General features: G+C 71.4%; 13 protein-coding genes. 11 read left to right on the forward strand and 2 right to left on the reverse strand.

What is annotated here, in order from left to right:
• The first annotated feature begins 51 nt into the window (after positions 1–51).
• From QWJ39_RS05945 to QWJ39_RS05965, 5 genes are all read left to right on the forward strand, one after another.
• Positions 52–624 carry a TetR-like C-terminal domain-containing protein gene (locus QWJ39_RS05945; RefSeq protein WP_290256806.1) on the forward strand — a complete coding sequence of 191 codons (573 nt, stop codon included), beginning with the start codon at positions 52–54 and terminating at the stop codon, positions 622–624.
• Between the two features lie 39 nt (positions 625–663).
• Complete coding sequence (locus tag QWJ39_RS05950; protein ID WP_290256807.1) at positions 664–1,719, forward strand: zinc-dependent alcohol dehydrogenase family protein; 1,056 nt, start codon at positions 664–666, stop codon at positions 1,717–1,719.
• Positions 1,720–1,841: 122 nt separating this feature from the next.
• Positions 1,842–4,655: a PEP/pyruvate-binding domain-containing protein gene (locus tag QWJ39_RS05955; RefSeq protein ID WP_290256808.1), complete on the forward strand. Its 2,814-nt coding sequence runs from the start codon at positions 1,842–1,844 to the stop codon at positions 4,653–4,655.
• A 92-nt stretch (positions 4,656–4,747) separates the two neighbouring features.
• Positions 4,748–5,767: an alpha/beta hydrolase gene (locus QWJ39_RS05960; RefSeq protein WP_290256809.1), complete on the forward strand. Its 1,020-nt coding sequence runs from the start codon at positions 4,748–4,750 to the stop codon at positions 5,765–5,767.
• Between the two features lie 45 nt (positions 5,768–5,812).
• The gene (locus tag QWJ39_RS05965) at positions 5,813–6,760 is read left to right on the forward strand and encodes an alpha/beta hydrolase (RefSeq protein WP_290256810.1); all 948 of its coding nucleotides are present in this window, start codon (positions 5,813–5,815) and stop codon (positions 6,758–6,760) included.
• Here the strand turns inward: QWJ39_RS05965 and QWJ39_RS05970 are convergent.
• Entirely contained in the window at positions 6,744–7,493 is a 750-nt protein-coding gene (locus QWJ39_RS05970; protein ID WP_290256811.1) for a glycosyltransferase, read from the reverse strand. The two genes, QWJ39_RS05965 and QWJ39_RS05970, sit on opposite strands and share 17 nt — an antisense overlap.
• A gap of 155 nt (positions 7,494–7,648) precedes the next feature.
• On the opposite strand from QWJ39_RS05970, the gene QWJ39_RS05975 reads away from it, so the two are divergent.
• Together QWJ39_RS05975 and QWJ39_RS05980 are read left to right on the forward strand one after the other, a co-directional pair.
• Entirely contained in the window at positions 7,649–7,852 is a 204-nt protein-coding gene (locus QWJ39_RS05975) for a cold-shock protein (protein ID WP_009357211.1), read from the forward strand.
• 349 nt (positions 7,853–8,201) lie between these two features.
• On the forward strand, positions 8,202–8,807 hold the full coding sequence (locus tag QWJ39_RS05980; protein WP_290256814.1) for a PAS and ANTAR domain-containing protein: 606 nt from the start codon (positions 8,202–8,204) through the stop codon (positions 8,805–8,807).
• Positions 8,808–8,855: 48 nt separating this feature from the next.
• Here QWJ39_RS05980 and QWJ39_RS05985 read toward each other — a convergent pair whose 3' ends face one another.
• Positions 8,856–10,832, reverse strand: coding sequence for an amino acid transporter (locus QWJ39_RS05985; protein WP_290256815.1), 1,977 nt, complete (start codon positions 10,830–10,832; stop codon positions 8,856–8,858).
• A 386-nt stretch (positions 10,833–11,218) separates the two neighbouring features.
• Between QWJ39_RS05985 and QWJ39_RS05990 the strand changes: the two genes are divergently transcribed.
• The 4 genes from QWJ39_RS05990 to QWJ39_RS06005 are packed head-to-tail and all read left to right on the forward strand — an operon-like array spanning position 11,219 to position 15,754.
• Positions 11,219–11,317, forward strand: a complete 99-nt coding sequence (locus QWJ39_RS05990; protein ID WP_290256816.1) for a potassium-transporting ATPase subunit F — start codon at positions 11,219–11,221, stop codon at positions 11,315–11,317.
• Positions 11,318–11,324: 7 nt separating this feature from the next.
• Positions 11,325–12,992 carry a potassium-transporting ATPase subunit KdpA gene (gene kdpA / locus QWJ39_RS05995; protein WP_290256817.1) on the forward strand — a complete coding sequence of 556 codons (1,668 nt, stop codon included), beginning with the start codon at positions 11,325–11,327 and terminating at the stop codon, positions 12,990–12,992.
• Positions 12,989–15,115, forward strand: coding sequence for a potassium-transporting ATPase subunit KdpB (kdpB, locus tag QWJ39_RS06000; RefSeq protein ID WP_290256818.1), 2,127 nt, complete (start codon positions 12,989–12,991; stop codon positions 15,113–15,115). The genes kdpA and kdpB overlap by 4 nt, the downstream gene beginning before the upstream one ends.
• 9 nt (positions 15,116–15,124) lie before the next feature.
• Positions 15,125–15,754, forward strand: coding sequence for a potassium-transporting ATPase subunit C (locus tag QWJ39_RS06005; protein ID WP_290256819.1), 630 nt, complete (start codon positions 15,125–15,127; stop codon positions 15,752–15,754).
• Positions 15,755–15,760 lie beyond the last annotated feature (6 nt).

A 15,760-nucleotide genomic window follows, 5' to 3' on the forward strand; every position in this document is an offset into this window, starting at 1 on the left:
CATTAAGAGGCTATACCCGCTAAAGCGGATAATTTGCCTTAGGCTGGTGTGATGATGACGACAGCGACCCCCCGCCCCGGCGGCCGGAGCGCCCGCGTCCAGCAGGCCGTGCACCAGGCCGTGCGCACCCTGTTGGCGGAGAACGAGGGCGACCGGACCGCATTGTCGGTCCCGCTTGTGGCGGACCGGGCGGGTGTGAACTCCTCCACCATCTACCGCCGCTGGGGCGACCTGCCCCGGCTGCTCGCCGCCGTCGCCTCCAACCAGATGCTCCCCGAGCAGGTGGAGGACACCGGTTCGCTCCGCGGCGACATGGAGGCCTGGTTCATCCCGTACGTGGAGGAGTTCTCCTCCGAACTGGGCCGGCAGGTGCTGTTAGACATGCTGGCCGACGGTGCGGTGACCCGGGACTACTTCGCCCTGATGCAGGGCCACGTCGAGGAGCTGCGCAGGCTGGCCCGGGCGCGCGGGGAGACGGCGCCGGACGCCCGCGGGATCGTTGACGCCGTCGTCGCCCCGGTGATTTACCGGATCCTGTTCAACCACGAATCCGCCGCCGAGCTGGATGTCCGGAGCCGGATCGGGCGGCTGCTCGACGGACCACGGACCGCTGGCCGGGACTAAAATCGGTCCATCCCCATCACACCCAGAGCAAGGAATCCCATGCGCGCCACCATCATCCACGGTCCGGGCGATATCCGGGTCGAAGACCGCGACTACCCCACCGTCCAGCAGCCCACCGACGCCATCGTCAAGGTCACGGCAGCCTGCGTCTGCGGCTCCGACCTCTGGCCCTACCGCGGCGTGAAGCCCACCCACAAGCCCTCCGCGATCGGCCACGAGTTCATCGGCACCATCGAGAGCCTGGGCGACGAGGTCACCGGCCTCGCCGTGGGCGACCTGGTCATTGCGCCGTTCGTGATCAGCTGCGGCGAGTGCCCGCAGTGCCGCAACGGCGTCACGGTCGCCTGCGACCGGCTGGCCGGCTGGGGCGGCACCGACGACGCCGGCCACCCGGTCGACGGCGGTCAGGGCCAGGCCGTCCGCGTCCCGCTGGCCTCCTCCACGCTGGTCAAGGTCCCCGGCATCACCGAACCCGACGACGCCCTCCGCGCCAGCCTGCTCACCCTCTCCGACGTCATGGCCACCGGCCACCACGCCGCCCTCGCGGCGCAGGCCGGCCCCGGCCGGACCGTCGTGGTGGTGGGCGACGGCGCCGTCGGCCTCTGCGGCGTGCTGGCCGCCAAACGGCTGGGTGCCGAGCGCATCATCGCAATGTCCCGGCACGCTGACCGGCAGGCGATCGCCCGCGAATTCGGCGCCACGGACATCGTGGCCGAGCGCGGCGACGAGGGCATCGCCAAGGTGCGCGAACTCCTGGGCGGCGTCCTGGCGGACTCCGTGCTCGAATGCGTCGGCACCAAGGAATCGATGGACCAGGCGCTGCGCAGCGTCCGGCCCGGCGGCGCCATGGGCTTCGTCGGCGTCCCCACCGGCGGTGCCGAAATCCCGGTCCGCTACCTGTTCGACACCAACATCACCATCGGCGGCGGCATGGCCCCCGCACGCACCTACATCCCGGAACTGCTGGAGGACGTGCTCAACGGCAGCATCAATCCGGGCCGGGTGTTCGACGCCGTCATGCCGCTGGAGGAGGCACCGGAGGCCTACCGCGCCATGGACGAACGCCGCGCCATTAAGGTGCTCCTCACCCCGTAACATCCCGATCCGCGGCGGGGGCCGACCGGCCCTTGCCGCACCGGAACGGCCGGGGCTAGCGTGTGCCCACGGGCAGCCCGCCCGCACCCGCCCGCATCGCCCTCCCGTATCCAGGAGCCGTCATGGCCTCACCGTCCGCGCCCGGACCTGCCCCGGAGCCGCACGCACCCGGGGGATACGTCCTGGACCTGGCGGAGGCGGCCACCGCACCGCTGTCACTGGTGGGCGGCAAGGCCCTGAACCTGGGGCGGATGGTGGCCGCGGGACTGCCGGTGCCCCGCGGTTTCTGCCTCACCACGGACGCCTACCGCCTGGCTGCCCCGCCGGAGCTGGCCGACCTGGCGGCCGCGCTCGACGCCGGAATCCCACGGGCCGGACTCTCCCAGTCCGCTCCTGACACCGGGGCCGGGCCCGACACCGGGATGGAGGCGGCGGCGCAGGCGGCTCGGGCCCGGGACCTGGTCGGCGCCGCCCCGATCCCGCCCGCCGTCGAGTCCGCGGTACGCGCCGCCTACGCGGACCTTGGGCCGGACACGCCCGTGGCGGTGCGGTCCTCCGCCACCGCCGAGGACCTTCCCTTGGCCAGCTTCGCCGGCCAGCAGGACTCCTTTACCGGAATCGTCGGCGCGGACGCGGTGCTGGACGCGGTCCGCCGCTGCTGGGCCTCCCTCTGGACCGACCGCGCCGTCGCCTACCGCACCGCGAACGGCATCAGCCATGCCGGGGTGGGGCTCGCCGTCGTCGTCCAGGACATGGTGGAGGCGGCCACGGCGGGAGTCCTGTTCACAGCGAACCCGGTCACCGGGACCCGCACCGAAATGCTGGTCAACGCCAGCCCAGGCGCCGGCCAGGCGGTGGTTTCCGGCGCCGTGAACCCGGACCAGTTCACCGTGCGGACGGCGACGGCGGAAGTGCTGCACCGGGTGGCAGGCGACGACGACCCGGACCGGGGCTGGAGCCTGGACGACGCCGGGCTCGCCGCACTGACCCGGCTGGGCGCGTCCGTCCAGAGGCTCTTCGGTTCGCCCCAGGACGTGGAATGGGTGGTCGACGCCGCCGGCAAGACCTGGCTGACGCAATCCCGGCCGATCACCACGCTGTACCCGCTGGAGGACCCGATGACCGGCGAGCCGCTGCCGGTTCCGCCGGAGGGACAAACCCGGGTCTACCTCTGCGGGACGCTGCTCCAGGGCCTGACCCGGCCCATCACCCCGATGGGCCTGACCGCGCTGGAACTACTCCGGAACCAGCAGGGACTCTGGCGCTACGTAAATCCCGGCCTGCGGATGTTCGTGGACCTGACGCCCCTGACCCGCAGCCGGTGGGGGCGCCGCTACCTGACCCGGGTGCTGCCGCTGGCCGACAGCCGGTCCGCGGCGCTCGTCCCCGGCCTGCTCGCCGACCCGCGATTCGCCGCCGGGGAGGGCCCTTCCGCGGGTACTGACCTGGGCCGCGTTGCCCGGCGCCTCCTGCCCGGACGCGGCCGCGCCGACCATCCCCGCATGGACCGGGCCGCCCCGGCAGAGATCCCGGCCCCGGGAGAGGGACCAACTCCGGCAGAACGCCCCGCCCGGGTCGGCACCAGCCTGGGCATGCTGGCGGACCAACTCCCCCGGCTGGCCCGTGCCATCCTGGATCCCCGGGGCGAGCTGCGCCGCACCGACGCCTACGCCCGCCGGCTCGACGCCGTGCTGCAGCTGCCGGGCCCGGCGACGGCAGAGGAGCGCCTGCACTTCGCGGAAAACCTGGGACTGCGCACCACTGGGGGGCTGCTCAAGGCCACCCTGCCCGGGTTCTCCGCCGGCTACTTGATGCTGGCCGTAGCCCGCCGGCTGCTGCGCGGAATCGCCCCGCCGCGGGAGCTCGAGGCGGTGCTGCGCGGGTTGCCGCACAACGTGACCACCGAGATGGACCTGGAACTCTGGCGGCTGGCCGTCACGCTCCGGGACGATCCCGAGTCCCGGGACGCCTTCCTGGCCACCGGGCCGGCCACCCTCGCCGCCAGGTACCGCGCCGGCACGCTGCCGGACACGGCCCAGTCCGCCGTCCGGGATTTCCTGGCCCGGTACGGGCACCGCGCCGTGGCCGAGATCGACCTCGGCATGCCGCGCTGGGCCGAGGAGCCCGACCACATCCTCGGCGTGATCTCGAACTACCTGCGCCTGGACGATCCGGACCAGGCGCCGGACCGGCAGTTCGGCCTGGCCGCCGCCCACGCGGAGGAACGGATCCGGAGCCTGGTGGACCGCGCCGCCGCCCACGGGCGCTGGCGGGCCCGGCTGCTGGGGCTGGCCCTGCGGGAGGTCCGGGAACTCGCCGGCCTGCGCGAACTGCCCAAGTTCCACATCGTCCGGATCCTGGCCGAGGTGCACCGCCAGCTGCTGCTGGTGGGCGAGGACCTGGTGCGCCGCGGCGCCGTGGCCGCCGCGGGGGACGTGTTTTTCCTGGACTTCGGCGAGCTGCGGACGGGCCTGCGCGGGGTCCGGCTGCAGGAGACGGTGGCCGCCCGCCGCCGCCTGTACGACGTCGAACTCCGGCGCCGCCACATCCCCCGCCTGCTGCTCTCCGACGGCACGGACGTGGAGGCGGCCGCCCTGGCCGCGGCGCCGCCGTCGGGCGCCCTGGCCGGCACCCCCGCGTCCGCCGGCTCCGCCACGGGAACGGTCCGGGTGGTCCTGGACCCGGTGGGGGCACGGCTGGAACCCGGGGAAATCCTGGTGGCGCCGTCGACGGACCCGGGCTGGACGCCGCTGTTCCTCACCGCCGGGGCGCTGGTGATGGAGATGGGCGGGGTGATCTCCCACGGGGCGGTGGTGGCCCGCGAATACGGCATTCCCGCGGTGGTGGGCGTCCCGGACGCCACCACCCGGCTGCGGACCGGGCAGCTGGTGACGGTCGACGGCGCCGCGGGCACCGTCCGGGTAGTGCCGGACTAAGGCTGCGGCCGCAGTCGGCGGGGCGGCCGTCTTCGGGGCGACGGGGCCGGCACCCGGCGGTTCTAGCACGGGCGTGCCAGTAGAATGAGGGCATGACTTCGGCGGCTGCCTCCCGGCCCCGGTCGGGCCACGGAGCGTTCGGCCTCGCCCGGCGCGCGCGGCGCGTCCTGCGCCGTGTCCCGGTCTGGGCGTGGCGGGCCCTGATGGGGATCGTCGGCCCCGGCGAGAACGCCCGGTTCAATGCGGACCCGGTGACCGGCGTCGACTACTTCCACGACGTCGACTTCGCCGGCGACGGCATCCGCGCGCACCGGCTGGACGTGATCACCCCCGCCGGAACGGCCGAAACCACCGGATCCACAGACGCCGGTCTCCCCGTCTATGTCTACTTCCACGGCGGCGGCTGGACCTCCGGGGATAAGGCGGCGTTGACAAAGTACTGCGCCAGCCAGGCCGCCGCCGGCATGGTGGTGGTCAACGTGAACTACCGCCACGCACCGCGCTTCCACATGGGCCACGTCCTGCAGGATGCCAACGCCGCACTGGCCTGGGTGCGGGCCGCTATTTCCGGGTACGGCGGGGACCCGGACCGGATTGTGCTGGGCGGCGACTCCGCCGGCGGCCAGATCGCCGCGCTGCTGACGGCGTCGACGCGCCACGCAAACCTCGCGGAGCACTACGGCCTGGAACCCGCGGCGCCCGCCGCGAGCCTGCGGGGCCTGGTGCAGCACTGCAGCGTGGTGGACTTCTCCGTGTTCTTCGAACGCGGCTTCGTCCTCAGCCTGGCGTTCGTGAGGATGCTGCTCCCCCGCAGCGCCGGCCCGGGCGCAGAGTCGCTGCGGCGGGCGGCCCGCCACCTGTCCCCCATCGAATGGCTGGATTCGCGGCACCCGCCCGTGTTCCTGACCACCTCGGAGCGCGACTTTTTCTACACCGCCAACCTGAACTTCCTCGACCGGCTTCGGCAGCACCGGGTCCCGGCGGATGCGCTGGTCTACGGCTGGGAGGCCGCCAACGCCGAGCACACCTGGCAGCAGGACGCCCGCTTCCCCGAGTCCCAGGAGGTCTACCGCCGGCTGCACGCCTTCGTGGCGCGGGTGGCCGGAACCTAGCAGCGGTTCAGCCGGCCGGGCCGGGCTGGGGGCTATCGTTGACCCATGGCGAGAACCGGCCGCCGGATCCCCGGCGTTCCCGAACCGGACCCGGGGGTGTATGGCTCCGGGCTGGTTGACGAGGCCGCCCGCTTGGACGCCGCGCAGCCCGACGTCGACTGGTCCGTCCCGCCGCCCGGCGCGGTCCGCGGGGTCTTCGAGGCGCCAAGTGGAACCCTGGCCACCCTGGCCATGGGCAACCCGGATGCTCCACGGGTGCTGCTGATCCCAGGCGCCACCGGGTCCAAGGAAGACTTTGCCCTGATGCTTCCCCAGCTTGCCGAGGCCGGGTACTACGCGCTCAGCTGTGACATCGCCGGCCAGTACGAGTCCGCCGGGGCCGGCCCGGAACACCTCGTGCCGCCGCGCAAACACTACGACTACGCCCTGTTCACCGACGACCTGCTCGCCCTGCTGGAGTCCGGCGGGGGGCCGGCCCACGTGGTCGGGTATTCCTTTGCCGCGATTGTCGCGCAGCTGGCCTTCGAGCGGCGGCCGGAGCTGTTCCGCACGCTGACGCTGCTCAGTTGCCCGCCGGAACCGGGGAACAGCTTCCGCGGGGTGCAGCGGATCGGCCGGTTCAGCGGGCTGGCCAGCCCCCGGGTGGGCGCGGCACTGATGATCTGGGGCATCCGCAGCAACGTGGTCAAGGTGGCCCCGAACCGGATCCGCTTTGTCCGCTCCCGGTTCCGGCTCACCCGGCGGCAGTCGGTCCGGGATATCTTCGGCCTGATGCAACACGCCCCGGACCTACGGCCGGTCCTGGCGGCGGCCACGCTGCCCAAGCTGGTGGCCGTCGGGGAGCACGATCTCTGGCCGCTGGCCCTGCACCGCCGGTTCGCCCAGGCGATCGGCGCGAAGATCGCCGTCTATCGCGGCGGCCACAGCCCCAGCGAGACCTCCCCGCACCAGATGAGCCGGGACCTGCTCGCTCTCTTCAGTTCGGCCGGGTGAGCCCCCGCCGGTAGTCGCGCCGCCGTCGTCGTCGGGCCAGCGGCGGGTCCGCCGCGAATTCGACGGCGAACGTCGTCCACGCCATCGCCAGACGCCGCCATACCGCCCCGGCGCTCTCGAACGGCCGGGCGGAAACCCCCACCCGCAGGGTCGGTTCCCAGATCACCTCCACCTGCGGCGGGAGCTGGTAGGAGATGTCGAGATCGTCATGCACGGCCGGCAGCCCGCGGTGGACGGCGTCCCGGATCAGGGCCCACGCCGCCGAATGCATCGCGAAGTTGGAGCCGAAGAGCGGCGGGTGTCCCAGCAGCAGCCCCACCACGCGGTGGTACCCGGCGATCCAGATGCTTCGGCCCGCCCACCGGGCCAGCGCCGTGCCGCCGTAGAAGTCGCCCGGGCCGCTGACGGCGGCGGGCGGGACGGCCCCGGCGAGGAGGGCTTCGACCCGCTCCAGCCAGTTAGCCGGCGGGATCGAGTCGGTATCCAGGCGGGCGATGATGTCCGTGTCCGCGGCGTCGAAACCGAGGGCCGTGGCGGCCGCGATACCCGCGACGTCGGCGGAGATCCGGTGCACCCCGGCGGCGGCGCAGACGGCGTCGGTCCCGTCCGTGCTGCCGTTGTCCACCACGATCACCGCGTCCGGGCGGCGGCTCTGGCGGGAGAGGGTGGCGAGGCACACGGCCAGCGGCCCGGCGTCGTTGCGGGTGGGGATCACCACCGAGATGGTAGCCATGATGGGCAGACTATCGCCTCCGGCCGGGCAGAACTGCCCCGCGTGGCTCTTGCACCCTAGCCCCGCGCCCCGTACGTTGGGGACAGCGGACGAATGTCTCCGCAGCCGTTGGCCTTGCGTGGCCGCCGGAGATCAGCATTTCAGAAGGATAAAGCATGGCTACTGGCACAGTTAAATGGTTCAACGCCGAAAAGGGTTTTGGCTTCATTGCCCCGGATGACGGGTCCGCTGACGTTTTCGCCCACTACTCGGCAATCGCCACCAGCGGCTACCGCTCGCTGGACGAGAACCAGAAGGTCGAGTTCGACGTCACCCAGGGCCCCAAGGGCCCGCAGGCCGAGAACATTCGCCCGCTCTAAGCTTTCGGGAAAGCCCGGCCAGCCGGACTGCTTCTCCTAGAAAACACAAGCCCCTTCGGGTCTCCCGGAGGGGCTTTGTTTTGCCGTCCGGCCGTTTGGATCGGACGGACGGTGCCGCACCCGCCTAAGCTCGGGCTCCACGAGCGGGTGGGATTCCGCAAGGTGGGCCGCAACGGCGGCTCGGACACCCTCCTGCTGGAACTCCCCCGGGACTCCGCCGCCGGGTAACAGATCCGGGGATCCGGCTTAGGCACTCCATGCTTTCCACTGAGCGTGGCGGACGGATATTCTTGTCTTTTCAGGCCCTGGCGCGGTGACGCCGGGCGCAGCACGTCGATCGGCCCCGCCCATGTCTGTGAACCACAACCATCGCGGACCCCTTTCGGGCGGGGACGCCCAGGATGGATTCCTGGACTGCCCCACCGGATTGGTGGAGCACTACTTCGCCGACGGGATCTTCCGCTGGTCCGACGGCCTCTACCGGATCTACGGCTACGAGCGGGGCGAGGTGGTCCCCTCGATGGAGATGGTGATGCCCCACATCGAGCCCGAAGATCGGCCCCGTGTGCTGGCGTACTGGGAACGGGTGGCCTCGCGCGGCGGTCCGTCCTCCCTCTACCTCTCGATCCGGGACAAGAAGAACCGGCAGCACAAGCTGCTGTACTCCGCGGATTACATTATGGACGGGAACGTCCCCGTCGGTGTCTGGGGTGTGGTGGTGGATCTAACCAAGTCGATCCACACGGACCGGCATCGGCTCGCCAACGAATCGGTCGCCGCAGCGTCCCGCACCCGGGCCGTCATCGAACAGGCCAAGGGCATCCTGATGGGCCGCACCGGCGTCAGCGCCGAGGACGCGTTCGAGCTGATGAGCAAGTTGAGCTCGGAGACGAACCGAAAGGTTGCGGTGCTCGCCAAGGACATCGTCGCCGGCGCCACCGACGTGCAGCGCTAACACCCCGGCCGGGAGGCGCCAGCCAACCGGCCCCGCAAACCCGGCGAACTACCCCACGTGCACCCAGGGCCGCCGGGTCACGTCCGGCTCGGCCTCCCGCAGCACCTCACGGGTCACCGGGGCGATCTCGCCCTCGCCGAACGCCAGGAAGCGGAGCAGGTTGGTGACCGGGTTGCCCTCGGTCCAGCGGAAGTAGATGTGCGGCATCAGCCCGGTCACGTCGCGGATGTGCAGCAGCACCGAGGCGATCGTGTTCGGCACCACCGGCCCGTGCACCTCCAGGATCCGGTACCCGTGGCGGGTGATGCCCTTGACCTCGAGTTCGGTTTCGAAGTCCGAGGAGTCGTCCACCACCACCTCGAGGAACACGGCCTGGTAATCCAGCGGCAGGTGGCTGACCTCGATCGCGGATTCCAGCTTCTCGCGGTACGCCTCGGGGCTGAGCCGCAGCGGTTCGTGCGCCACGATGCTCAGCGGGCCGTCCAGTTCGGCGGACAGGAATTCCAGCGCCTGCCGGTCCAGGTGGACGTGGGTGGCGTGCAGTTCGAACGACCGCCGAGCCCGGGACAGCAGCGAGATGACGATGATCCCGAGGATGAAGATCGACGCGATCCGGATGCCCTCGGGGCGTTCGACGACGTTCGCCACCGTGGTGTAGACGAAGACCACGGCGATCACGCCGAAGCCCACCGTGCGCTTGCGCTGCCGCTTCCGGCGGGCGGAGAGGGTGACGGCGATCGCCGCGGAGGTCATCAGCACCAGCACGCCGGTGGCGTACGCGCCGCCCTGCGCGTCGACGTCGGCGTCGAAAATCCAGGTGATCAGGAAGCCCACCAGGGTGAAGACGAGCACCAGCGGACGCACCGCACGGGCCCAACCGGGGGCCATGCCGTAGCGGGGCAGGTAGCGGGGCACCAGGTTCAGCAGCCCGGCCATAGCGGACGCCCCGGCGAACCAGAGGATGGCAATGGTGGAGATGTCGTAGACGGTGCCGAAGCCGATGCCGAGCTGTTCGTGGGCGAGGAACGCCAGGGCGCGGCCGTTGGCCTGTCCGCCGGGCTGGAACTCGTTTTCCGGGATCAGCACCACGGTGGTGAAGCTGCTGATAATCAGGAACGTGCTCATGATCAGGGCCGCCGTGGTCAGCAGCTTCCGGGCGCCCTGGATCCGGCCGGCCGGGTTCTCCTCGGTGTCGTCCGGGTGGCCTTGGATCTGCGGCATCACCGCGACGCCGGTCTCGAAGCCGGAGAGGCCCAGGGCCAGCTTGGGGAAGACCAGCAGCGCGAAACCGACGGCCAGCAGCGGATTCCCATGCGATGTGGCGATCGCCGCCCACCAGTTGCCGACGGCCAGCGGGTGCGTCAGCACCTCCCAGAGTGAGACGCCGACGACGACGACGTTCAGGGCCAGGTAGACCCCGACAATCGCGACGGCGACGCCGATCGCCTCCTTGAAGCCCCGGAGGAAGACGGCGGCCAGCAGGGCCAGGAGGAACAGGGTGATGGCGACGTTCTGGCCCTGCATCCAGCCCGGGCTGATGGGGTTCTCGACCAGGTGGGCGGTGGCGTCCGCGGCGGAGAGGGTCATGGTGATCATGAAGTCCGTCGCGGCGAAGCCGAGCAGCACCAGCACGAAGAGCTTGCCGCCCCAGCGCGGCATCAACCGCTCCAGCATGGCGATCGAGCCCTCGCCGCGGTGGCTCTCGCCGGCCACCCGGCGGTAGACCGGGAGCGCGCCGAACAGGGTGATGGCCACCAGGACCAGGGTGGCCAGCGGCGAAATAACGCCGGCGGCGAGCGCCGCGATGGCCGGCTGGTAGCCCAGGGTGGAGAAGTAGTCGACGCCGGTCAGGCACATCACCTGCCACCAGGTGTGCTTCTTTTCCTCCGCGGCCCGCACGCCGTGCGGACCCTGGTGGGCGCCCTTGCTGTCCTGCAGCCCCACCAGGAGCCACTTCCGGAGTGCTGTGCTGCGGGCCGGCCGGGGTGCCGAGGGGTCGGCCGGGGGCCTGCTCAGGGTGGTCATGGGGTGCCTTTCCTCGCGGCACGCCGCGGCGCACCGCATTGCGATCACCCGCAAACGTAGCACCGGGCCGGCCCCGGAACCGGCCAAATCCGCGGATCTTGACGAATCCTTGACGCACCCTCCGTGCCGGCCGGGGACCCACGCGTCAAGGATCCGTCAAGATCCGGCCCGCCCCCATCAAGGAACCGTTAGCACCTGCCGCGGAGCCCCGGCGAAGGTCTTCACTGGTCTCAGGCCCCGCAGACGGGGCGCAGATGAAAGGAACCTGTGATGGCCGACGCGGCTGTGATCGGAATCCTCATGGTCTCCATGGGATTCGTGATGTGGGTCGGGCAACGCCTGGCCCGGATGCTCGGCGACGACGCCGGGCGGACGGAGGGTGGACGGTGAACGCCGAGGCCGTGATGTGGGTGGTCCTGTTCCTGGCCGGACTGGGCCTGACGGGCTACCTCCTGGCCGTCCTGATCAACCCCGAGAAGTGGTGACCGTCCGATGACCTTCACCACTCTCTCCTTCCTGCTCCAGGCCGGCGCCCTGCTGGTGGCGCTGGCCGCGGTGCACAAGCCGCTGGGGCTCTACCTGGCCCGGGTGGTCGAAGGCACCCGTGCCGCCCGCGCCGAGCGCCTCCTTTACCGGCTGACCGGCGTCGACGCCGGCACGGAGCAGACCTGGCCGGTGTACCTGCGCGGCGTGCTGGCCTTCTCCGCCGTCTCGATCCTGCTGGTCTTCGCGCTGCAGCGGCTCCAGGGCGTCATCCCGGGCACCGGACCGCTAAGCGGCGTGGACCCCTGGGTGGCCATGAACACGGCCATCTCCTTCGTGACCAACACCAACTGGCAGGCGTACGCCCCGGAGGCCACGGTGGGCATCTTCGTGCAGATGGGCTTGCTGGCGGTGCAGAATTTCCTCTCCGCCGCCGTCGGCATCGTGGTCGCCGTCGCCCTGATCCGCGGCCTGGTGCGGGTGCGCACCGACCGGCTGGGCAACTTCTGGGTGGACCTGACCCGCGTGACGTACAGGGTGCTGCTGCCCCTGGCGTTCGTTTCCGCCGTCCTCCTGGTGCTGGGCGGGGTGGTGCAGAATTTCTGGTCCACCGACGTCGCCAACCAGGCCATGGGCGTGAACCAGACCATCCCCGGCGGCCCGGTCGCCTCGCAGGAGGCCATCAAGGTCCTTGGCACCAACGGCGGCGGCTACTTCAACGCCAACTCCGCCCACCCCTTCGAGAACCCCAACGCCGCGGTCAGCCTGTTCCAGGTCTTCCTGCTGCTGCTCATCCCCTCCGCGCTGCCGTACACCTTCGGCCGGCTGGTGGGCGACCGGCGGCAGGGCTTCACCGTTGCCGCGGTCATGGGCACGCTCTGGCTGGCCTCCACCCTGCTGACCGGCTGGGCGGTGTCCTCCGCGCAGGGCACGGCGACGGCGGCGGCCGGCGGGCTCGGGGAGGGCTTCGAACAGCGCTTCGGCCCGGTACCGGCCGCGCTGTACGCCGCCTCCACCACCCTGACCTCCACCGGCGCGGTCAACGCCGCCCACGACTCGCTGCCCCCGCTGGCCGGCGGCATGACCATAATCAACATGATGCTGGGCGAGGTGGCCCCCGGCGGCACCGGTTCCGGCCTGTACGGGCTGCTGATCCTCTCGATCATCGCCGTGTTCATCGCCGGCCTGATGGTGGGCCGCACCCCCGAATACCTGGGGAAGAAGATCGGCCCCACCGAGATGAAGCTCGCCGCCCTGTACATCCTGGTCACCCCCACCCTGGTCCTGGCCCTCGCCGGGGTGACCGTGCTGCTACCCGACGCCGTCGCCAACGCCCCGGCCACCGGACCGCACCAGTTCAGCGAGGTCCTGTACGCCTTCACCTCCGGGGCGAACAACAACGGCTCCGCGTTCGGCGGCATCACCAGCTCCGGGCCGCTGCTCTCCACCCTCCTGGGCCTGGCCATGCTCCTGGGCCGGTTCCTGCCGATCGTCCTGGTCCTGGCCCTGGCCGGATCCGTGGCCCGGCAGGGCAAGATCCCGGTCTCCGCCGGCACCCTCCCCACCCACGGCCCCCTGTTCGGCGCGCTGCTGCTGGGCGTGACGGTCATCCTCACCGCCCTCAGCTACTTCCCCGCCCTCGCCCTGGGCCCCCTCGCAGAAGGATTGATCCGATGACCCCGTCCCCCGCGGACACCTCCAGCCGGACCTACGCCGACGGCAACCCGCTCGGCACCCCCGGCGAACACAAGCACCACACCAAGACCCCGGCCAAGCTGACCCTGGCCACCGTGGCCGCCGCCCTGCCGCTGGCGGTGCGCAAGCTCGCCCCCCGCCAGATGGTCCACTCCCCGGTGATGTTCACCGTGCTGGTGGGCGCCGCACTGTGCACTGTGATCTGCGTGCTTAAACCGTCCGTCTTCGGCATCGCGGTTACGGCGTGGCTGTGGCTGACCGTCCTGTTCGGCACCCTGTCCGAGTCGATCGCCGAGGGCCGCGGCAAGGCCCAGGCGGACAGCCTGCGCGCCAGCCGGCAGGGCGTGGAGGCCACGCTGCGGCTGCCCGACGGCGGCACCCGCCGCGTCCCGGGCACGGATCTGTCGCTCAACGACGTGATCATCTGCGAGGCCGGGGACGTGATCGCCTCCGACGGCGAGATCATCGAGGGCGTCGCCAGCGTCGACGAATCGACCATCACCGGCGAATCTGCCCCCGTCATCCGCGAATCCGGCGGCGACCGGTCCTCGGTGACCGGCGGCACCCGGGTGCTCTCGGACCGGATCGTCATCCGGATCACCGCAGAGGCCGGCCAAACCTTTGTGGACCGGATGATCAAACTCGTGGAGGGCGCCGTCCGGCAGAAGACCCCCAACGAGATCGCCCTGCACGTGCTGCTGGTGTCCCTGACCATCGTCTTCCTGATCGTCACCATGGCGCTGGCCCCGTTCGCCGCCCTCGCCGGTGCCACCCCGTCCCCGATCGTCCTCGTGGCGCTGCTGGTCTGCCTCATCCCCACCACCATCGGGGCGCTGGTGCCCGCCATCGGCATCGCCGGCATGGACCGGCTGGTCCAGCACAACGTCCTGGCCACCTCCGGCCGGGCCGTGGAAACCGCCGGGGACATCACCACGCTGCTGCTGGATAAGACCGGCACCATCACCTACGGCAATCGCCGCGCGGTGGAATTCCACCCCGCAAATGGGGTGGGCATGGACCGGCTGATCGAGGCGGCCCGGCTCTGCAGCCTGGCCGACGAGACCCCGGAGGGCCGGTCCGTCGTGGATCTGGCCGCCGAACGCGGCGTCGCCGGGGCGGACCTGGCCGCCCTGGAAGCCGGGAGCCGGGACGTCGCCGTCGTCCCGTTCAGCGCCGCGACCCGGATGTCCGGGCTGGACCTGGACGGGAGGTTGATCCGCAAGGGCGCCGCGTCCACCGTGGGCGCCTTCGTCCAGGAACACGGCGGCCGCACCGGCGCGGAAGTGGACGCCCGGGTGCGGGAGATCGCCGCCCAGGGCGGCACCCCGCTGCTGGTGGCCGAGGTGGCCGCCGACGGACACCCCGAGGTGCTCGGCTGCGTCCACCTGGCCGACGTCGTGAAGCCCGGCATGCACGCCCGCTTCGCCGAGCTGCGCCAGATGGGCATCCGCACGGTCATGATCACCGGCGACAACCCCATCACGGCCAAGGCGATCGCCGCCGAGGCCGGGGTGGACGACTTCCTGGCCGAGGCCACCCCGGAGGACAAGCTCGCCGTCATCAAAAAGGAACAGTCCGCCGGCCGGCTGGTGGCCATGACCGGGGACGGCACCAACGATGCGCCGGCCCTGGCCGCGGCCGATGTCGGCGTCGCGATGAACTCCGGGACCCCGGCGGCCAAGGACGCCGCCAACATGGTGGACCTGGACTCGGACCCCACGAAGCTGATCAACATCGTGGGCATCGGAAAGCAGCTGCTGATCACCCGCGGTGCGCTGACCACCTTCTCGGTAGCCAACGACGTTGCCAAATACTTCGCGATCGTCCCGGCGCTGTTCGCGGCCACGTTCCCGGGCCTCGGCCTGCTGAACATCATGGGCCTGGCGACGCCGGCGTCCGCGATCCTCTCGGCGGTAATCTTCAACGCCCTGATCATCATTGCCCTGGTCCCGCTGGCACTGCGCGGCGTGAAGTACCGCGCCGTCACCGCCAACCGGGCGCTGTCCCGGAACCTGCTGATCTACGGCCTCGGCGGCCTGGTGGCACCCTTCATCGGCATCAAGATCATCGACCTCGTGATCTCCCTCATCCCCGGAATCGGCTAGGAACACCCCATGACCACCATCTTCGGATACCTCCGGCAGGCCGGCACCGCCCTGCGCTTCCTCCTCGCCGCCACCCTGGTGCTCGGCTTCGCCTACCCCCTGGCCGTGTTCGGCGCCGGGCAGCTGATCGCCCCCGCCCAGGCCAACGGCTCCATCCTCCGGGACAGCGCCGGGCGCCCGGCGGCCTCGGCCCTGATCGCGCAGGCCTCCGCCGGCGACGGCGGGGCCCAGGACCCGCGCTGGTTCCACGCCCGGCCCTCGGCGGTGGCGTGGGACCCGGCGTCCTCCTCGGCCAGCAACCTCGGCCCGAACGACGCGAAACTGCTGGACTCCGTGCAGCAGGGCCGCGCCGCGGTGGCCGCGGAGGAGCACGTCTCCATGGACCAGGTCCCCGCCGACGCCGTCACCGCCTCGGCCTCGGGCCTGGACCCGGACATCTCCCCGGCCTACGCGAAGCTCCAGGTGGCCCGGGTTGCCGCCGCGCAGGGGCTGGACCCGGCCGCCGTTGAGGAGCTGGTCCGCGGGAACACCCGCGGCGGGGTCACGGCGTTCCTCGGCCAGCCCTCGGTCAATGTCACCGCCCTGAACCTGGCCGTCGCGGACGCTGCCGCGGCGGCGCAGCCGGGCCGGACCAAGTGAGAGAAT

It is taken from the genome of Arthrobacter sp. YD4 (assembly GCF_030410515.1).
In the GTDB taxonomy this organism is placed as follows: Bacteria; Actinomycetota; Actinomycetes; order Actinomycetales; family Micrococcaceae; genus Arthrobacter.